The organism is Streptococcus sp. FDAARGOS_522, assembly GCF_003812445.1.
Classification (GTDB): Bacteria; Bacillota; Bacilli; order Lactobacillales; family Streptococcaceae; genus Streptococcus; species Streptococcus agalactiae.
This window is the reverse complement of record NZ_CP033808.1, coordinates 659,942-678,724: the sequence shown is the minus strand read 5'-3', so window position 1 is coordinate 678,724 and position 18,783 is coordinate 659,942. Positions and strand designations below refer to the sequence as shown.

Here is an 18,783-nt window from a genome sequence, read left to right as displayed (position 1 = left end):
TATATTATCATTGTTATTATAACATGCTTTTAATTTTTAGAGCGTTTTCAATAAAATTTAGACTTTAAAAAAAATAAGTTTATAGTACAATAGATAGAGGATAAATTTAATTTGGAGTGACAAATGCGTAAAAAACCTATTATTATTGGTGTTACAGGTGGATCTGGTGGTGGTAAAACCAGTGTTTCTCGGGCGATTTTATCAAATTTCCCAGATCAAAAAATTACCATGATTGAACATGATTCTTACTATAAAGATCAAAGTCATTTAACTTTTGAAGAACGTGTAAAAACCAATTATGATCATCCCCTTGCTTTTGATACCAATTTGATGATTGAGCAATTGAACGAATTGATTGAGGGACGTCCGGTCGATATTCCGGTTTATGATTACACAAAACATACCCGTAGTGATAGAACTATCCGCCAAGAACCCCAGGATGTCATTATTGTTGAGGGAATTTTGGTATTAGAAGATCAGCGTTTGCGTGATTTAATGGATATCAAATTATTTGTTGATACAGATGATGATATTCGTATTATTCGTCGTATTAAGCGTGATATGGAAGAGCGCGATAGAAGTTTAGATAGTATTATTGAACAGTATACAGAAGTTGTAAAACCTATGTATCATCAATTTATCGAACCAACAAAGCGTTATGCGGATATTGTAATTCCAGAAGGAGTAAGTAATATTGTCGCTATTGATTTAATCAATACCAAAGTGGCTAGCATCTTAAATGAAGCAAAATAAACACAATGGTTTGTGTTTATTTTTTTGTTTTATATAGGATGGTTATTTAGTTTTAGTAACTTTCAAATTATGCTATAATAAGTGCTATGAACAAGTCTAAGAAAATCGAAAATTATCAATTATTATTACTACAAGCGCAAGCTCTATTCTCAGATGAAACAAATGCTCTTGCCAACTTATCAAATGCTTCAGCTATGCTAAATGCTATGCTTCCAAATTCTGTATTTACAGGCTTTTATTTATTTGATGGAGAAGAGTTAATTCTTGGCCCTTTCCAGGGTGGTGTATCATGTGTGCATATTACTTTAGGAAAAGGTGTTTGTGGTGAATCTGCACAAACTGCTAAGACGCTGATCGTTGATGATGTTACAAAGCATGCTAACTATATCTCCTGTGATTCAAAAGCTATGAGTGAAATCGTAGTACCTATGTTTAAAAATGGCAAACTTCTAGGAGTTCTAGATTTAGATTCTTCTTTAGTAGCAGATTATGATGAGATTGATCAAGAATACTTAGAAAAATTTGTAGGTATTCTAGTAGAACATACGATTTGGAATTTGGATATGTTTGGAGTTGAAAAGTAATGTATCAGGCCCTTTATCGGAAATATCGTAGCCAAACATTTGATGAAATGGTTGGACAAAGTGTTATTTCAACTACTTTAAAGCAAGCTGTGTCCAGCAAAAAAATTAGCCATGCTTACCTTTTTTCAGGACCTAGGGGAACTGGAAAAACAAGTGCTGCTAAAATATTTGCAAAAGCGATGAATTGCCCAAATCAAATTAATGGCGAACCTTGTAATCATTGTGATATTTGTCGAGATATTACAAATGGTAGTTTAGAGGATGTCATTGAAATTGATGCTGCGTCAAATAATGGTGTCGATGAAATTCGTGATATCAGGGACAAATCAACTTATGCTCCAAGTAGGGCAACCTATAAAGTTTATATTATTGATGAGGTTCATATGTTGTCTACAGGTGCCTTCAATGCACTATTGAAAACACTTGAAGAGCCAACAGAAAATGTTGTTTTTATATTAGCAACAACAGAACTCCATAAAATCCCTGCAACAATCTTATCTCGTGTCCAGCGCTTTGAATTTAAAGCGATTAAATTATTAGCTATTCGAGATCATTTAGCACAGATTTTAGATAAAGAAGCTATTTCATATGATTTGGATGCTCTGACACTAGTCGCTAGACGAGCCGAAGGTGGTATGCGTGATGCTTTATCAATTCTCGATCAAGCCTTGAGTTTAGCGAAAGATAACCACATTTCTTTAGATGTAGCAGAAGAAATTACAGGGAGCATTTCCTTATCTGCTATAGATGATTATGTATCGAATATATTGGCTCACGATACAACTGAAGCACTCGCTAAACTTGAAGTAATCTTTGATAGTGGCAAAAGTATGAGTCGTTTTGCAACAGATTTATTGATGTACTTAAGAGATTTACTTGTTGTTCAAGCAGGTGGTGAAGATAGTCATTCAAGTGATACTTTTATAGCCAATCTTAATGTTAAACAAGATATTTTATTTGAAATGATTGATAAAGTGACATCTGTTCTTCCTGAGATAAAAAATGGTAGCCATCCTAAAGTTTATGCAGAGATGATGACCATCCAATTGTCTGAAATGGTAGAAAAAAATTCGTCAAACATACCCGCAGATGTGACAGCAGAATTAGATAGTCTTCGTCGAGAGTTAAAATCGTTAAAAAACGAAATGAGCCAACTCTCTCGAGCAGATCAAAGTTCATCAACTCAAAAAGTAAAGGTTAATAATAAGACATTCACATTTAAAGTTGACCGTACAAAGATTTTGACCATTATGGAAGAAACGGTTGTAGATAGTCAACGTTCACGTGAATACTTAGAAGCTTTAAAGAGCGCTTGGAACGAGATATTAGATAATATTACGGCTCAAGATAGAGCCTTATTAATGGGATCTGAACCTGTCTTAGCTAATAGCGAGAATGCTATTTTGGCATTTGATGCGGCCTTTAATGCTGAACAAGCTATGAAACGTACCGATCTCAATGATATATTTGGTAATATTATGAGTAAAGCAGCAGGTTTTTCACCTAATATTTTAGCTGTACCTAGAAATGATTTTAATCAAATTCGGAGCGATTTTGCAAAGAAAATGAAAGCTCAAAAGACGGAAACAGAACCTGAAGTTAATCATCAAATTCCAGAAGACTTTTCTTATCTAGCAGAACGAATAGCAATCGTTGAAGATTAAAACGTAACTAAAAATAGTTGCCTGTTACAGGCAACTATTTTTTTGATAAGTTTTTTAATTATTTAGTAGATTCTGTTATAATGGTGATATGACAAAACGACAATTTATTTTTATGGCGCTTTTATGCTCTTTTGAAACTTATTTTTTTAATCAATCCGTTATGGATGGCTCCTGGATTTTTGCTATTTTTTGGGGAGTTTTATTACTTCGAGATCTTCAAAAGGTGTATGCGATTTCAAAATTCACAAAAGAGCTTATCAAATCTACCAAGAAGAAAGACTGATTTCGCCACTGCGAAGTGTTTTCAACTGACCATCATCTAACTCAACCACTAAATATCCTTTATCTGTAATATCAATAGCTTTCCCAGAATACATTGTTTGACCATCCATAAAGCTAACGGTTCTATCTAAGACTAGGGATTTTTCTCTATATACCTTTAAGTGATCCTCTAGTGGAATATTGAAAAAGAGATTCCAGATTTCTGTAATCAATTGATTTCTAGTTATGGTCGGTTGCTCTGTAAAGAGACTACCTGCGCGCTTAGTTAACGCCCTAGGGAACTCTTTGATATAGAAATTGATACCTAATCCTATAATAACATTCGTTACCAACCCACTCTCAACAGAAGCGATAGCCTCGGTTAAAATACCAGCTATTTTTTTATTATCTAAATAAATATCATTGACCCACTTAATTTCAGGAGTAATTCCTGTTAACCGTGAGATAGCTTTTACAGCACTAGAGGCTACCATGACAGTATAAGGTTTTATATCTTCAATCGGTACATTAGGTTGTAATAAAAGAGACATATAGATGCCGCCTTGATTTGATGTAAAGAAAGGTCTATCAAAACGTCCTTTAGCTTTTTTTTGATTAGGAGCTAAAAAAAGGTGTGGAGTCTTTAATTTACTTTCTATCCCCATTTTAGCATCTAGTTGGGTTGAAGCACTATTATTATTAAGACTAACCTTAATACCAATTTCTTGTTCGAGTTGTTCTGGTAATAATATGTCACCTGATACCAATCGGTAGCCCTTGTTAGTGACAGACTCAATCTCTAGGCCTAATTCTTCTAACGTTTTTATACCTTTCCAAATAGCTGTGCGGGAAATATTAAGTTGATTTGCCATAGTTTCTCCGCTAATAAAGTTGTTATTTTTTGATAGTATTTGATAAATTTTTTCGTAGGTTTTCATAAATCTAGTATAGTATAAATCGAGAAAAAAGACTAAAGAAAATAGAGATATTTTTTTATTTATTGGTAACTTATTTCACAAAAGATGAAATAGTGGTACAATAGCTATATGAGTCCCGAAAAGGTAGCCTAGAGGCTAGTTCTTTGTAACTCGACACATTTTACATTTTAGGGGGGACATTTTTATGTCAGAACGTAAACTTTTCACGTCTGAGTCAGTATCTGAGGGACATCCTGATAAGATTGCTGACCAAATTTCCGATGCGATTTTAGATGCAATTTTAGAGCAAGATCCAGATGCCCACGTAGCAGCCGAAACAGCTGTTTATACAGGGTCGGTTCATGTATTTGGCGAAATATCAACGACAGCCTATGTTGATATTAACCGAGTTGTCCGTAACACAATCGCTGAAATTGGCTATGATAAAGCTGAATATGGCTTCTCAGCTGAATCTGTTGGAGTGCATCCGTCACTCGTTGAACAGTCGCCAGACATTGCACAGGGAGTCAATGAAGCTCTTGAGGTACGTGGTTCTCTTGAACAAGATCCTTTAGATTTAATTGGTGCAGGTGACCAAGGTTTGATGTTTGGGTTTGCTGTTGATGAAACACCTGAGTTAATGCCATTGCCAATTTCTTTAGCTCATCAGTTAGTTAAGAAATTGACAGATCTACGTAAGTCTGGGGAACTCACTTATCTTCGACCAGATGCAAAATCTCAAGTAACGGTTGAATATGATGAAAATGATCAACCAATTCGTGTGGATGCAGTAGTTATTTCGACACAGCATGATCCTAATGTAACTAATGACCAACTCCATAAGGACGTGATTGAGAAAGTTATCAATGAAGTTATTCCAAGCCATTATTTAGATGACCAAACAAAATTCTTTATCAATCCTACAGGGCGCTTTGTTATTGGAGGCCCTCAAGGAGATTCAGGACTAACAGGTCGTAAGATTATTGTAGATAGTTATGGTGGTTATTCTCGTCATGGTGGTGGTGCATTTTCAGGTAAAGATGCTACTAAAGTAGATCGTTCAGCATCTTATGCAGCTCGTTATATTGCAAAAAATATTGTTGCAGCTGATTTAGCTAAAAAAGTAGAAGTACAACTTGCTTATGCAATTGGTGTTGCCCAGCCTGTCTCTGTGCGTGTAGATACATTTGGAACAGGTGTTATAGCAGAAGCAGACCTAGAGGCAGCTGTACGTCAAATATTTGATTTGCGACCAGCAGGCATTATTAATATGTTGGACCTCAAACGACCTATTTATCGACAAACAGCAGCCTATGGGCATATGGGACGTACTGATATCGATTTGCCATGGGAGCGAGTTGATAAAGTCCAGGCCTTAAAGGATTTTATTGCTAGCAAATAATAAAAAGCGTAAACGAAAGTTTACGCTTTTTTTGCTCATGATAATTTATAGAACATTTATAAAATCTTATAATAAACTGGTTAAGTATAGGAAATACTGCATATTTCTTGAAAATATGGTGTATATTGTGAATAAAATGATGGCCAAGTTAATTGAATTTTCCTATCGAAAAATTTTCCAAAAAAATAATTTCACACTCAAATCATTTGATTATCAAATAAATATAGCCTTTATAAAAATATTATATAAGTATAAAATGTAAAAAAATTAAAAAATGATATTTTTATTTGATTTAAATGTATTTAATAAAAATACAAAGTTTCTAAAAAAAGTAAAAATTCCATCTCGACAAACAGCGTTAGTTATTATAACCGAACATTATTGTCCTTAAAACATGAAAACAAAAACAAAAGTTCGTAATTTAATTGATTTGCCATGTTACTAATCTTATGCTAATATATTATCTCGTGATAAGTTTTTGATGTAAAAATTATAATGAAAAGGAAAAGAGAGATGGAAATGAAAAAACAATTTTTAAAATCAGCAGCGATTCTATCGCTAGCAGTAACAGCAGTATCTACAAGTCAGCCGGTAGGGGCGATAGTGGGAAAAGATGAAACGAAATTAAGACAGCAACTTGGGTATATTGATTCAAAAAAATCTGGAAAGAAAATTGATGAGAGATGGGGTGAAAAAATTTATAACTATCTAAGTTATGAGCTCATTGAAGCAAACGAATGGATTAACCGAAGTGAGTTTCAGGAACCTGAGTATAGAACTATTTTATCAGAATTTAAAGATAAAATAGATAGTATTGAATACTACTTAATTAACTTAAGTAATATTGCTAAAGAAGATGCGCATCAAAGAAATATTCTTCAATCATTAGATAAATATGAAAAAAGTGGAATATATAATTTAGACCAAGGTGTTTATAATTATATATATCAAGAAATTAGTTCAGCGAAGCACAAGTTTTCGGATGGGGTAGATAAAATTTATCGTTTAGATAGTACTTTATTTCCTTTCTCTGTATGGTATGATAAACATTTAGATAATAATGATAACTACAAGGATAATAAAGATTTTAAAGAGTACATTGCTTTATTAAATGAAATTACACGAAAAGCAAGGTTAGGATATCAAATTGTAAATAACCATAAAGATGGGGAGCATAAAGATGAAGCAGAAATACTGGATATTTTAATCAGAGATATAACTTTTGTTTCAAAAGATGCTCCTGGATATAAATATATTCCAAATAAAAGAATTGCAGCGAAAATAATTGAAGATTTAGATGGAGTTATCAATGACTTTTTTAAGAATACAGGAAAAGATAAGCCTTCTCTTGAAAAGTTAAAGGACACAGAATTCCATAAAAAATATCTTAATTCAACTGAACCGTATAGTATTGAAACTAACTTACCTTCAAATTATAAAGAATTGAAGGAAAAGCAAATAAAAAAATTGGAATATGGATACAAAAAGTCTTCTAAAATTTATACGTCTGCTCATTATGCACTATATAGTGAAGAAATTGATGCTGCAAAAGAATTGCTTCAAAAAGTGAAGATTGCAAAAGATAATTATAATGAAATTAAGTCCATGAATCTAAGCCCTTCAATTTTTAATCAGTATTTACAACTTCTTCAAATAGTTATAAGTTCAGAGATAAATCTAAAAAAGGCACTCGATAACACTGTGGATTTACCCATAGAAAATAATTTTAATACATTGGACATTCAATATAATAAATTAGATACTGCTATTAAGTCACTTCGAAAATTTGTAACTAAGTATAAACAAGAAGTAAGAAAAGCTACTAAGAGTTATTCTAAAAAAGAATTAGTAAATGCAGAGTTAACAAAAGTAATTTCTAATGACAATATTTTATTAGACATGCAAGCAATTAGTTCCAATTATGGGTCTACTAAAAAGTTTGTTTATTCAGTCAAAAGATTACCTTACGTCCCGCAAGTAATTATGACAACAACGTCTAATGTACTTATGCCTCAAAAGCAAGTTGAAAAAGTGAAGCTACTCACCCCATTTACAATTTCTAATAAAGAAGTATTGAATCATGACTCACTAGTAGAAAATGATGCTCAAAACCAAAAAGTAGAACAGGAAAAAACTAAATCGCTAGCTCCTCAAAAAGGGGCTGTAAAAGAACAAACTGAGCAAAAAGTATCTGGAAATACTCAAGAGATAGAAAAGAAATCTGAAACTGTGGCAACTCCACAACAAAGTTCAGTTGCGCAAACTTCTGTCCAACAGCCGGCTCCGGTTCAATCAGTTGTTCAAGAATCCAAAGCTTCTCAAGAGGAGATTAATGCAGCACACGATGCTATTTCGGCGTATAAATCAACAGTCAATATTGCTAATACAGCCGGTGTAACAACTGCGGAAATGACCACGCTCATTAATACTCAAACTTCTAATCTTTCTGATGTTGAGAAAGCTTTAGGAAATAATAAGGTTAATAATGGTGCAGTCAATGTATTGAGAGAAGATACAGCTCGTCTTGAGAATATGATTTGGAATCGTGCTTACCAAGCTATTGAAGAATTCAACGTCGCTCGTAATACTTATAATAACCAAATCAAGACAGAAACAGTTCCAGTTGATAATGATATTGAAGCTATTTTAGCAGGTTCTCAAGCTAAAATTAGCCATTTGGACAATCGTATCGGAGCGCGCCACATGGATCAAGCTTTTGTAGCTAGTTTATTAGAAGTTACTGAGATGAGTAAATCAATCTCATCGCGTATAAAAGAGTAGACACTGCTATCAAGGCGATCTTAAACTTTTGTATTAAACTAACCTAAAAGATAGAAAGAGACTAATATGAAAAAAATAACAACTTTAATCTTAGCTAGTAGCTTATTACTAGTTGCAACGACATCGGTTAAAGCTGATGATAACTTTGAAATGCCAACGCGTTATGTTAAAATGAGTGAAAAATCAAAAGCATTTTATCAAAGACTACAAGAAAAACAACGTAAGGCACATACTACTGTGAAGACTTTTAATAATTCAGAAATAAGGCATCAACTACCTCTTAAACAAGAAAAGGCTAGAAATGATATCTACAATTTAGGCATTCTTATTTCTCAGGAGTCTAAAGGGTTCATCCAACGTATTGATAATGCCTATTCTTTGGAAAATGTCTCAGATATTGTTAATGAAGCTCAGGCTTTGTATAAACGTAACTATGATTTATTTGAAAAAATCAAATCTACACGTGATAAGGTTCAAGTCTTACTTGCATCGCATCAAGATAATACAGACTTAAAAAACTTTTATGCTGAGTTGGACGATATGTATGAACATGTTTATCTCAATGAAAGTAGAGTGGAGGCGATAAACAGAAATATCCAAAAATATAATTAGTTTCTAAACTAACAAACATTCCTAAATATAAGACATAAAACCCTACTCATTGATTAGTGAGTAGGGTTTTACTGTTTTAAATAGCTTTCTGATCAGAATGTAAGCCTTGTCATTTCAAAGGAACTATGTTATTATTCTTAAGTAAATTAAATAGGACATTTGGGGTGCGTAACAGCTGAGATTATACCCATTGAACTTGATGCAGTTAGTACTGTCGAAGGGAAATGTGTGCCATTACAAGTTTTTTGTGGTGGAAAAGGGCGTAGTGTCTTCTTAGTAGACAGCTAGCTCTAGTTAATCAGATAATAAACTCCGTTTGCTTGCAGATGGAGTTTTTTGTTGTCAAAATTTTTTGTAGGTTGTTGCCCCTTATCTGTCATAGAGAAGGAGTTATGATGACTAATCATAAACCAAAAAAATTAACGGTTTTAGCAATTATGATTGCTTTAGATGTTTTTTTAACGCCCATTTTTAGAATAGAAGGCATGGCCTTTATGTCTAGTGTGGTTAATATTATCGCTGGAGTTATAATGGGACCAATCTATGCATTAGTTATGGCACTTGTAACGGCTTTTATTCGTATTTTAACTCAAGCAGGAGTAGCATCTGTTGCACCTTTAGCTATTCTAGGAGCTGGTCCAGGAGCTTTCTTAGCGGGTTGGTTTTATCGGTTTTATGCGAAAGACTGGATGTCTTGGGTGGGTGAGTTTATAGGAACAGGGATAATTGGAGCACTTTTATCAGCTCCAATTATGGTCTGGTTTTGGACTTGGACAGCGGATGGAAATCACGAAGTGTTAGCTAAAGCATCTGCAGCTCAATCCATTTTTCTTTTTATGCCAAGGTTTATAGGGGCGACTATAATTGGCGGTGTTATTGCTTTGTTGCTACTTCAGGGATTAAAGCGGGTTCCTGTATTTATGACAATACAAGCATTATTTAAAGGAGAAAAAGTAAAATGAAATTGAGTTTAAAAGATGTATTATTGATTGCTCTATTAGCGGTTGTTCTGGGCGTTGTTTACTTTGGAGCAGGCTATATTTCAAATGCTTTTGTACCTTTTGTAGGCCCTATAGCGCATGAAGTTATTTATGGTATTTGGTTTGTGGCAGGTCCAATGGCTCTTTATATATTGAGGAAACCAGGAACCGCTATTGTAGCAGAATTGTTAGCTGCTTTGATAGAGGTTTTAATTGGATCAATTTATGGACCAAGTGTACTCGTTATTGGTACCCTTCAAGGTTTAGGGTCAGAATTAGGCTTTACACTATTTAGGTATCATAATTACAAGTTGCCAGCTTTTATATTGTCTGCTATTTTGACATCAATTTTTAGTTTTGCATGGAGTTTTTATGCCAATGGACTTAGTGCGTTTTCATTTTCATATAACATTCTGATGCTTATAGTAAGAACTGTTTCATCTATTATTTTCTTCTTATTAACAAAGAATATATGCGACCAATTGCATAGAAGTGGTGTACTGAATGCTTATGGGATTCATGAAAGGAAGTAGCCTATGCTATCTGTTGAAAAATTAGCTTGCACCCATGGCGATAGTCATTATTTATTTGATGAAGTGACTTTTAGTCTTAACCCAGGAGAACGAATTTTAATCAGTGGCTATTCAGGGTGTGGTAAGAGTACATTGGCTCTTTTACTATCAGGGTTAAAAGAAAGTGGGAAAGGTCAAGTTTTATTAAACGGCTCATTAATAGAACCAAGCGATGTGGGGTTTCTTTTCCAAAATCCTGATTTGCAATTTTGTATGGATACTGTGGCGCATGAGTTGTATTTTATTTTAGAAAATTTACAAATAGAACCGGAGCAAATGCAAGATAGAAGTGAGTTTGTATTGGCACAAGTTGGTTTAAAAGGATTTCAGAATCGGTTGATTTATACTTTATCTCAAGGTGAAAAACAGCGATTAGCATTGGCGACCATTTTTTTAAAATCTCCTAAACTTATTATTTTAGATGAAGCTTTTGCGAATTTGGATCAAGAGAGTGCCAGTCAACTATTACAATTAGTTCTTAATTATCAAGCAAACAATCAATCAATGCTGATTGTAATCGATCATTTGATTACTTATTATCAAGATATAATGGATCACTATTTTTGGTTGGAAAAACGGTTGACAAGGGTCAATTTTGATTATATGCTCAATCGTTTGAATGTCTTCGAATTAGAAAAGAAAAGTCATAATACAGGTGACAAACTGTTATCAATTAAAGATTTCCAAGTTAAACTTTCAAAAAACAAATTCATCTCTTACCTTGATTTTGATTTAGCAAGTGGGGAGAGGTTGTGCTTAGATGGACCAAGTGGCGTGGGGAAGTCTAGTTTGTTTATGGGATTGTTAGGGCTTTATAGGACTAAAGGGAAAAAACAATTTACTCATAGAAAGCAAATTCCTATAAGCTTTTTATTTCAAAATCCCTTAGACCAATTTATTTTTTCAACAGTTTATGACGAAATTTTTCAGGTTTGCAAGGATAGTAACAAAGCGAGGGATATTTTGGAAACCATAAATCTTTGGGATAAGAAACAGTTTTCACCATTTCAACTAAGTCAAGGCCAACAGAGGCGATTAGCCATTGGCAGTATTTTAGCTAGTGATAGTAAACTTCTATTATTAGATGAACCAACTTATGGACAAGATGCCTATCACGCTAATATGATTACAACTCTTCTTTTGAGTTATTGTCACAAAAATCATTGTGGGGTTATTTTTACTAGCCATGATCCTCACTTAAAAGAGTGTTTTGCAACACGTTTCTTGGAGGTGTCATCTTGTTCAATTTGAAAAACTATCATCCAGCTATTACCTTCCTATGTTTATTAATACCAACCTTTTCGTTTAGTTTCACATTGAGGTTAAGAACGTCTTTGTTATTTCTAATTATAGTAGTAACACTGCAATGCTTCGTAAAGGTTTCTTTAAAAACTTGGGCGAAGGTCAATCTGATATCATTTGTGATGGGACTCTCTTTATTTCTAGGGACGTATTTTTGGGGAAAATTACCCCATCAATTCGTCTTAGCTAGTCTAGTGGCCTGTCGTCCGCTTATTTTTATGAACGTGGGTTTGTTATTTCATGCATCACATTCTAATTATGATTTTATAGAATCTCTTTATCAAACTTTCAAAGTGCCTAGTCATTTTGCATATGGTATTTTTGCGGTCTTTAATCTTCTACCATTAATTAAATTACAATACCAACGTAATCGACTCGCATTCCGACTGAAGAATCAGGTAACTTGGGCATTATCGCCTAGACTAATATTGTCAGTTTTATTAAAGACGATATATTGGGTAGAACAGTTAGAGTTAGCAATGCTTTCTAAAGGTTTTGAAGTGGGTAAAGAGCGAACACATGCTTCAACTTATCCCGTTCGTTTTCGAGATTATAGTTTACTTGGTATGAGTATTTTATTGTCTATAGGAATGATTTTTAAATAAGTACAATTAGTTTAGTAATACAATTGTGCATTTATATAGAATGAGCGTGTTCTGCTCATGAGATCATAACAAAGGAGATTACTATGTTAAAAGATAAGATGATTGCTAAAGGAGCAAAATATATCCAATCCATCTATCAAGATCCATTTATTCAAGGAATTATAAAAGGGCGTTTAGACCATGACGTAATCTGCCATTATTTACAGGCAGATAATATCTACCTTGGGAAATTTGCTGATATTTATGCCCTGTGCTTGGCAAAATCTGATAATTTACGAGATAAACAATTTTTCCTTGAACAAATTGACTTTACATTAAATCGGGAGTTAGCAGATGGTGAAGGCCCACATCAAGCCTTGGCCGCTTATACTAATCGATCTTATCAGGATATTATCGAAAAGGGTGTATGGTACCCGTCAGCAGATCATTACATTAAACATATGTATTTTCATTTTTACGAAAATGGTATTGCTGGTGCTTTAGCTGCAATGAGCCCATGTCCATGGATTTACCATCAATTGGCTAAAAAAATAATTGAGGAGAACCAGTTTTTGAATGGTAACCCTTTTAATAATTGGATAACTTTTTATGCTAACGATACAGTTGAAGAGTTAATGGAAAACTATTTTCGTATGATGGATTATTATGCGCAGAATTTGTCAAAAGAGAAGCAAGCTGATTTGGTAGATGCTTTTGTGAAATCTTGTCAGCATGAGAGACGTTTTTTTCAAATGGCAATAAATCAAGAAAAATGGGAGGATTAATATGACTTATTTAGCACCAGTTTTAACTATTGCAGGAACTGATCCTAGCGGTGGAGCAGGGATTATGGCGGATTTAAAGACATTTCAAGCTCGTCGGACTTACGGGATGGCTGTTGTGACTAGTGTTGTTGCTCAGAACACTTGTGGGGTTAGAGGCGTTCAGCATATAGAAACAGCTATCATTGATCAACAACTAGCTTGTGTCTATGATGATATTAAGCCAAAGGCGGTTAAAACAGGAATGTTAGCGGAGAGGGAAACAATTAGTTTAGTCGCTTCATATTTAAAAAAATATCCGCAACCTTATGTATTAGATCCTGTTATGGTGGCAACTAGCGGACATCGTTTAATTGATTCAGATGCCGTAGAAGCATTAAAAGAAGACTTATTGCCATTAGCAACTATTATCACACCAAATTTACCAGAAGCTGAGGTTTTAGTGGGATATGACTTATCAGATGAAGTAAGTATTATTAAAGCAGGTTACGATATTCAAAAACAATATTCTGTTAGAAATGTTCTTATAAAGGGAGGACATCTAGATGGCTTGGCTAAAGATTATTTATTTTGGGAAAAAGAAGGGTTGATAACTCTTAGTAATCAACGTATCAATACTATTCATACTCATGGGACTGGGTGTACATTTGCAGCAGTCGTTGCAGCGGAGTTAGCTAAAGGGCAATCAATTCTAAACGCGGTAAGTACCGCTAAATCATTTATTACTTCAGCTATCGAAACAGCGCCTGAGTTGGGCCTTGGAAACGGTCCTGTCAATCATACTAGCTATCAAGGAGACTAAAATGTATTTAGAACAATTAAAAGAGGTAAATCCTTTAACCATTTGTATCACTAATAATGTGGTCAAAAACTTTACAGCCAATGGTTTATTAGCTTTAGGAGCTTCTCCGGCTATGAGCGAGTGCATAGAGGACTTAGAAGACTTGTTAAAAGTTGCAGATGCATTATTAATTAATATAGGAACACTAACAAAAGAAAGTTGGCAACTTTACCAAGAAGCAATCAAAATAGCAAATAAAAACCAAGTTCCAGTTGTATTAGATCCTGTAGCGGCAGGAGCAAGTCGTTTTCGATTAGAAGTGTCACTTGATTTATTGAAGAATTATTCTATTAGTTTACTTAGAGGAAATGGTAGTGAAATCGCTGCTTTGATTGGTGAAAAACAAGCGTCTAAAGGGGCAGATGGCGGAAAAGTGGCTGATTTAGAATCAATTGCTGTAAAAGCCAATCAAGTTTTTGATGTGCCAGTGGTTGTCACAGGAGAAACTGATGCTATCGCTGTTAGAGGAGAAGTTCGCTTATTACAAAATGGTAGTCCTTTAATGCCACTTGTTACAGGAACTGGATGTCTATTAGGGGCAGTATTGGCTGCTTTTATTGGTAGTTCTGACAGAAGCGATGATCTTGCTTGTCTGACAGAGGCCATGACTGTTTATAATGTTGCTGGAGAAATTGCAGAGAAGGTGGCAAAAGGTAAGGGGGTGGGAAGTTTCCAAGTTGCATTTTTAGATGCCCTTTCCCAGATGAAATCAGAAATGATTATGGACAAATAGGTGGTGTCAGTAGATGAAAGATACATTGAAATTATATTTTGTTTGTGGAACTGTGGATTGCTCTAGGAAGAATATATTGACTGTTGTTGAAGAAGCCTTACAAGCAGGTATAACTCTATTTCAATTTAGAGAAAAAGGTTTTACAGCATTACAAGGTAAGGAAAAAATTGCTATGGCTAAGCAACTCCAAATACTTTGTAAGCAATATCAAGTTCCTTTTATTATTGATGATGACATTGACTTAGTTGAGTTAATTGATGCTGATGGTCTTCATATTGGACAAAATGATTTACCTGTTGATGAGGCACGGAGACGTTTACCAGATAAAATCATCGGTTTATCTGTGAGTACAATGGATGAATATCAGAAATCACAATTATCTGTTGTTGATTACATCGGAATTGGTCCTTTTAATCCGACACAATCAAAAGCAGATGCTAAGCCTGCTGTTGGCAATAGGACAACAAAGGCAGTTAGAGAAATTAATCAAGATATTCCAATCGTTGCAATAGGCGGAATCACTAGTGATTTTGTTCATGATATTATAGAATCAGGTGCAGATGGGATTGCTGTTATATCGGCTATTTCAAAAGCAAATCATATTGTAGATGCAACCAGACAATTGCGTTATGAAGTTGAAAAAGCTCTGGTTAATAGGCAAAAACACAGTGATGTAATCAAATAAGGCTACATCGTTAATTATAAGAATTTTTAAGATATTATATCATCACACAATACTGGTATTTGAAAAAGAATTTAAACTATGATAATATAGTAGAGTTGAATTCTAGTTAAAGAAAGATTTGAAAGTATGCGTAAAATTATTATTAACGGTGGCAAGCAACTGACGGGAGAAGTTGCTGTATCGGGTGCCAAAAATAGTGTAGTTGCCTTGATTCCTGCCACTATTCTTGCTGATGATGTTGTGGTCTTAGATGGAGTTCCGGCTATTTCTGATGTTGACAGTTTAGTTGACATTATGGAAACTATGGGAGCTAAGATTAAGCGTTATGGTGAGACGCTTGAAATTGATCCATGTGGCGTTAAAGATATTCCAATGCCTTATGGCAAAATCAATAGTCTTCGTGCATCCTATTATTTCTATGGAAGCTTATTGGGGCGTTATGGTCAAGCAACATTAGGTTTACCTGGTGGTTGTGATTTAGGCCCCCGTCCGATTGATTTACATTTAAAAGCTTTTGAAGCGATGGGAGCTAGTGTTTCTTATGAAGGTGATTCAATGCGTCTAGCAACAAACGGAAAGCCTTTGCAAGGAGCAAATATTTATATGGATACTGTCAGTGTTGGTGCGACAATTAACACTATAATCGCAGCAGCTAAGGCAAATGGCCGTACGGTTATTGAAAATGCTGCACGTGAACCAGAAATTATTGACGTGGCTACTCTTTTAAATAATATGGGAGCTCATATTCGTGGTGCTGGGACTGATGTTATTACAATTGAAGGTGTGAAATCGCTCCATGGCACGCGTCATCAAGTAATTCCAGATCGTATTGAAGCAGGAACTTATATTGCTATGGCAGCAGCTATCGGACGAGGAATAAAAGTGACCAATGTGTTATATGAACACCTTGAGAGTTTCATTGCTAAGTTAGATGAGATGGGAGTTCGAATGACAGTTGAAGAGGATTCAATTTTTGTCGAAGAACAAGAAAGGTTAAAAGCTGTATCCATAAAAACCTCACCTTACCCAGGATTTGCTACAGATTTACAACAACCTCTAACTCCTTTATTACTAACAGCAGAAGGAAACGGGAGTTTATTAGATACTATCTATGAGAAACGTGTTAATCATGTTCCCGAATTAGCACGTATGGGAGCTAATATTTCTACCCTAGGGGGCAAAATAGTTTATAGTGGTCCTAATCAATTATCTGGTGCACCTGTAAAAGCGACAGATTTGCGTGCAGGCGCTGCTTTAGTTATCGCTGGCTTAATGGCAGAGGGACGAACTGAAATTACGAATATCGAGTTTATTTTACGTGGATATTCTAATATCATCGAGAAACTAACATCATTGGGTGCGGATATCCAATTGGTTGAGGAATAGTATATATAACAAAGAGTTGAGAATATTTCTTAGCTCTTTTCTTCTTGTTTTAGATTAAGTCACTTATAGGTATTTGAAATCTCTTGTGGTATAATATTATCATGGATATATGGACAAATTTAGGACGGTTTGCATTCATTGAAACAGAACATGTTAACCTACGTCCTGTTGCCTACACTGATAGGGAAGCTTTTTGGCGAATAGCTTCAAAAAGGACAAATTTACAATTTATTTTTCCTGTTCAAACCAGTAAGAAGGAAAGTGATTTTCTTTTAGTTCATTCTTTTATGAAAGAGCCATTGGGAGTTTGGGCGATTGAAGATAAAGTTAGTCATAAAATGTTTGGAGTTATCCGTTTTGAAAACATTGATTTATCTAAAAAGACAGCTGAAATTGGCTATTTTTTGAAAGAAAGTTCTTGGGGTCAAGGCATTATGACTGAATGTCTAAAGACACTTTCTTTTTTTGCTTTTCGAGAGTTTGGGATGGACAAATTGATCATAGTAACACATAAAGAGAATATTGCTAGTCAGAAGGTTGCTTTGAAGGCGCATTTCAAACAATCTAGGAGTTTTAAAGGAAGCGACCGTTACACACGCCGTATAAGAGACTATATTGAGTTTCAATTAACTAGGGGTGATTATCGTTATGAGTAAACATCAAGAAATTTTGGAGTACCTAGAAAATTTAGCTGTTGGTAAGAGGGTTAGTGTACGCAGTATTTCAAATCATTTAAAGGTGAGTGATGGCACTGCATACCGCGCTATAAAAGAGGCAGAAAATAGGGGTATTGTTGAGACTAGACCGCGTAGTGGGACAGTACGTGTTGCTCAAAAAGCAAAGGTTAATATTGAAAAACTGACTTATGCTGAAATTGCAAGGATTAGTGACTCACAAGTTGTTGCAGGAATAGAGGGACTCAGCAAGGAGTTTAGTAAATTTTCTATAGGTGCAATGACTCACAGAAATATTGAAAAATATTTGGTGCAAGGAGGGTTATTGATTGTTGGCGACCGTGATGAGATACAACATTTAGCCTTACAACATCAAAACGCTATCTTAGTTACAGGTGGCTTTAATGTTTCCCCATCTGTTTGTCGTTTAGCAGATAAACTTCAAATTCCCGTAATGGTAACACACTATGATACATTCACAGTATCAACGATGATTAATCACACTTTGTCAAATGCCAAAATTCGTACTGATTTAAAGACCGTTGAACAAGTCTATCAGTCGCAAATGGATTACGGTTTCTTAGCGCAGGATGATACCGTAAAAGAATTTAATCTTCTTGTTAAACAAACTAAAAATGTTCGTTTTCCAATAGTCAACCAAGCTAATGTTGTCGTTGGTGTTGTTAGTGTTCAAGATATTCTTGGAAAAGATAAAGAAGTAAAATTGGCAACAGTCATGTCAAAAAATATCATTGTTGCTAAACCTCGAATGAGTCTAGCTAATATCAGTCAAAAAATGATTTTTGAAGATTTGAATATGATGCCAGTAGTATCGGATGACTTTGAATTATTAGGCGTTATTACAAGACGACAAGCTGTAGAAAATTTATCGATGTCGCAAGGGACGGATTTATACACCTATAGTGATCAAATCTTGTCTAATTTACAAATTGAAGATGGTCACTTTTCGTTTTTAGTAGAACCCGCTATGATTGACCATACAGGTAGCTTAACACAAGGAGTTTTGACGGAGTTCTTAAAAGAAATTTGTATTCGTGTCTTAACTCGTAAGCATCAACGCAGTATTGTTGTTAAACAAATGACACTTTATTTCTTGCAACCTGTTCAAATTGATGAAATAATAATGGTAACGCCAACAATTATTTCAGAAAAACGGCGCGAAGCTACACTCGATTTAGAATTAAAATTAGAAAATAAAATTATTGCTAAAGCTATGATAGCGGTAAAAATTAATTAGATATAAGGAGAA

General features: G+C 34.5%; 20 protein-coding genes and 1 riboswitch. Of the genes, 19 read left to right on the top strand and 1 reads right to left on the bottom strand.

What is annotated here, in order from left to right:
• Positions 1-123 precede the first annotated feature (123 nt).
• The 4 genes from udk to EGX70_RS03320 all read left to right on the top strand — a co-directional run bounded on the left by udk (position 124) and on the right by EGX70_RS03320 (position 3,284).
• A complete protein-coding gene (gene udk, locus EGX70_RS03335; protein ID WP_001227823.1) occupies positions 124-753 on the top strand; it encodes a uridine kinase in 630 nt (209 codons plus the stop codon).
• Positions 754-839: 86 nt separating this feature from the next.
• Positions 840-1,337 (top strand): GAF domain-containing protein, encoded by a 498-nt coding sequence (locus EGX70_RS03330; RefSeq protein ID WP_001043210.1) that lies wholly within the window; start codon positions 840-842, stop codon positions 1,335-1,337.
• Positions 1,337-3,001 carry a DNA polymerase III subunit gamma/tau gene (gene dnaX / locus EGX70_RS03325; protein WP_000283819.1) on the top strand — a complete coding sequence of 555 codons (1,665 nt, stop codon included), beginning with the start codon at positions 1,337-1,339 and terminating at the stop codon, positions 2,999-3,001. Before EGX70_RS03330 ends, dnaX begins: the two co-directional genes overlap by 1 nt.
• Positions 3,002-3,089: 88 nt before the next feature.
• Positions 3,090-3,284, top strand: coding sequence for a DUF3272 domain-containing protein (locus EGX70_RS03320; protein ID WP_000166926.1), 195 nt, complete (start codon positions 3,090-3,092; stop codon positions 3,282-3,284).
• Here EGX70_RS03320 and birA read toward each other — a convergent pair.
• On the bottom strand, positions 3,265-4,200 hold the full coding sequence (birA, locus tag EGX70_RS03315) for a bifunctional biotin--[acetyl-CoA-carboxylase] ligase/biotin operon repressor BirA (RefSeq protein WP_001872319.1): 936 nt from the start codon (positions 4,198-4,200) through the stop codon (positions 3,265-3,267). The genes EGX70_RS03320 and birA overlap by 20 nt on opposite strands.
• A gap of 184 nt (positions 4,201-4,384) precedes the next feature.
• On the opposite strand from birA, the gene metK reads away from it, so the two are divergent.
• From metK to spxR, 15 genes are all read left to right on the top strand, one after another.
• Positions 4,385-5,581: a methionine adenosyltransferase gene (gene metK, locus EGX70_RS03310; RefSeq protein ID WP_000003953.1), complete on the top strand. Its 1,197-nt coding sequence runs from the start codon at positions 4,385-4,387 to the stop codon at positions 5,579-5,581.
• Complete coding sequence (locus EGX70_RS03305; protein ID WP_000880721.1) at positions 5,568-5,843, top strand: hypothetical protein; 276 nt, start codon at positions 5,568-5,570, stop codon at positions 5,841-5,843. The genes metK and EGX70_RS03305 overlap by 14 nt, the downstream gene beginning before the upstream one ends.
• 257 nt (positions 5,844-6,100) lie before the next feature.
• Positions 6,101-8,362 carry a coagulase domain-containing protein gene (locus EGX70_RS03300; RefSeq protein WP_123947915.1) on the top strand — a complete coding sequence of 754 codons (2,262 nt, stop codon included), beginning with the start codon at positions 6,101-6,103 and terminating at the stop codon, positions 8,360-8,362.
• A 66-nt stretch (positions 8,363-8,428) separates the two neighbouring features.
• On the top strand, positions 8,429-8,974 hold the full coding sequence (locus tag EGX70_RS03295; RefSeq protein WP_000724543.1) for a GA module-containing protein: 546 nt from the start codon (positions 8,429-8,431) through the stop codon (positions 8,972-8,974).
• Between the two features lie 150 nt (positions 8,975-9,124).
• A riboswitch (TPP riboswitch) is annotated at positions 9,125-9,214 on the top strand.
• A gap of 155 nt (positions 9,215-9,369) precedes the next feature.
• Positions 9,370-9,936: an energy coupling factor transporter S component ThiW gene (gene thiW, locus EGX70_RS03290; protein WP_123947913.1), complete on the top strand. Its 567-nt coding sequence runs from the start codon at positions 9,370-9,372 to the stop codon at positions 9,934-9,936.
• On the top strand, positions 9,933-10,487 hold the full coding sequence (locus tag EGX70_RS03285) for an ECF transporter S component (protein ID WP_000777526.1): 555 nt from the start codon (positions 9,933-9,935) through the stop codon (positions 10,485-10,487). Before thiW ends, EGX70_RS03285 begins: the two co-directional genes overlap by 4 nt.
• 3 nt (positions 10,488-10,490) lie before the next feature.
• Positions 10,491-11,777: an ATP-binding cassette domain-containing protein gene (locus EGX70_RS03280; RefSeq protein WP_000953593.1), complete on the top strand. Its 1,287-nt coding sequence runs from the start codon at positions 10,491-10,493 to the stop codon at positions 11,775-11,777.
• The gene (locus tag EGX70_RS03275) at positions 11,765-12,433 is read left to right on the top strand and encodes an energy-coupling factor transporter transmembrane protein EcfT (RefSeq protein WP_000482627.1); all 669 of its coding nucleotides are present in this window, start codon (positions 11,765-11,767) and stop codon (positions 12,431-12,433) included. Before EGX70_RS03280 ends, EGX70_RS03275 begins: the two co-directional genes overlap by 13 nt.
• Positions 12,434-12,516: 83 nt before the next feature.
• Positions 12,517-13,197: a thiaminase II gene (gene tenA, locus EGX70_RS03270; protein WP_000910184.1), complete on the top strand. Its 681-nt coding sequence runs from the start codon at positions 12,517-12,519 to the stop codon at positions 13,195-13,197.
• Position 13,198: 1 nt separating this feature from the next.
• Positions 13,199-13,996 (top strand): bifunctional hydroxymethylpyrimidine kinase/phosphomethylpyrimidine kinase, encoded by a 798-nt coding sequence (gene thiD, locus EGX70_RS03265; RefSeq protein WP_123947911.1) that lies wholly within the window; start codon positions 13,199-13,201, stop codon positions 13,994-13,996.
• A 1-nt stretch (position 13,997) separates the two neighbouring features.
• On the top strand, positions 13,998-14,768 hold the full coding sequence (gene thiM, locus EGX70_RS03260; RefSeq protein ID WP_000280417.1) for a hydroxyethylthiazole kinase: 771 nt from the start codon (positions 13,998-14,000) through the stop codon (positions 14,766-14,768).
• Between the two features lie 13 nt (positions 14,769-14,781).
• Positions 14,782-15,453, top strand: a complete 672-nt coding sequence (gene thiE, locus EGX70_RS03255) for a thiamine phosphate synthase (protein ID WP_000655661.1) — start codon at positions 14,782-14,784, stop codon at positions 15,451-15,453.
• Between the two features lie 126 nt (positions 15,454-15,579).
• Positions 15,580-16,839 carry a UDP-N-acetylglucosamine 1-carboxyvinyltransferase gene (locus EGX70_RS03250; protein ID WP_001226242.1) on the top strand — a complete coding sequence of 420 codons (1,260 nt, stop codon included), beginning with the start codon at positions 15,580-15,582 and terminating at the stop codon, positions 16,837-16,839.
• Positions 16,840-16,940: 101 nt separating this feature from the next.
• Positions 16,941-17,495, top strand: a complete 555-nt coding sequence (locus EGX70_RS03245) for a GNAT family N-acetyltransferase (protein ID WP_000355953.1) — start codon at positions 16,941-16,943, stop codon at positions 17,493-17,495.
• The gene (spxR, locus tag EGX70_RS03240; protein WP_000033788.1) at positions 17,488-18,771 is read left to right on the top strand and encodes a CBS-HotDog domain-containing transcription factor SpxR; all 1,284 of its coding nucleotides are present in this window, start codon (positions 17,488-17,490) and stop codon (positions 18,769-18,771) included. Before EGX70_RS03245 ends, spxR begins: the two co-directional genes overlap by 8 nt.
• Positions 18,772-18,783: the final 12 nt, after the last annotated feature.

Excerpts from the sequence above, each read along its gene's own strand:
- EGX70_RS03295 (WP_000724543.1), top strand. The coding sequence starts at position 8,429 with ATGAAAAAAATAACAACTTTAATCTTAGCTAGTAGCTTATTACTAGTT.
- dnaX (WP_000283819.1), top strand. The coding sequence starts at position 1,337 with ATGTATCAGGCCCTTTATCGGAAATATCGTAGCCAAACATTTGATGAA.
- EGX70_RS03330 (WP_001043210.1), top strand. The coding sequence starts at position 840 with ATGAACAAGTCTAAGAAAATCGAAAATTATCAATTATTATTACTACAA.
- udk (WP_001227823.1), top strand. The coding sequence starts at position 124 with ATGCGTAAAAAACCTATTATTATTGGTGTTACAGGTGGATCTGGTGGT.
- thiM (WP_000280417.1), top strand. The coding sequence starts at position 13,998 with ATGTATTTAGAACAATTAAAAGAGGTAAATCCTTTAACCATTTGTATC.
- thiW (WP_123947913.1), top strand. The coding sequence starts at position 9,370 with ATGACTAATCATAAACCAAAAAAATTAACGGTTTTAGCAATTATGATT.
- tenA (WP_000910184.1), top strand. The coding sequence starts at position 12,517 with ATGTTAAAAGATAAGATGATTGCTAAAGGAGCAAAATATATCCAATCC.
- thiE (WP_000655661.1), top strand. The coding sequence starts at position 14,782 with ATGAAAGATACATTGAAATTATATTTTGTTTGTGGAACTGTGGATTGC.
- EGX70_RS03250 (WP_001226242.1), top strand. The coding sequence starts at position 15,580 with ATGCGTAAAATTATTATTAACGGTGGCAAGCAACTGACGGGAGAAGTT.
- EGX70_RS03280 (WP_000953593.1), top strand. The coding sequence starts at position 10,491 with ATGCTATCTGTTGAAAAATTAGCTTGCACCCATGGCGATAGTCATTAT.
- EGX70_RS03285 (WP_000777526.1), top strand. The coding sequence starts at position 9,933 with ATGAAATTGAGTTTAAAAGATGTATTATTGATTGCTCTATTAGCGGTT.
- EGX70_RS03320 (WP_000166926.1), top strand. The coding sequence starts at position 3,090 with ATGACAAAACGACAATTTATTTTTATGGCGCTTTTATGCTCTTTTGAA.
- EGX70_RS03245 (WP_000355953.1), top strand. The coding sequence starts at position 16,941 with ATGGATATATGGACAAATTTAGGACGGTTTGCATTCATTGAAACAGAA.
- metK (WP_000003953.1), top strand. The coding sequence starts at position 4,385 with ATGTCAGAACGTAAACTTTTCACGTCTGAGTCAGTATCTGAGGGACAT.
- spxR (WP_000033788.1), top strand. The coding sequence starts at position 17,488 with ATGAGTAAACATCAAGAAATTTTGGAGTACCTAGAAAATTTAGCTGTT.
- EGX70_RS03300 (WP_123947915.1), top strand. The coding sequence starts at position 6,101 with ATGAAAAAACAATTTTTAAAATCAGCAGCGATTCTATCGCTAGCAGTA.
- thiD (WP_123947911.1), top strand. The coding sequence starts at position 13,199 with ATGACTTATTTAGCACCAGTTTTAACTATTGCAGGAACTGATCCTAGC.
- birA (WP_001872319.1), bottom strand. The coding sequence starts at position 4,200 with ATGAAAACCTACGAAAAAATTTATCAAATACTATCAAAAAATAACAAC.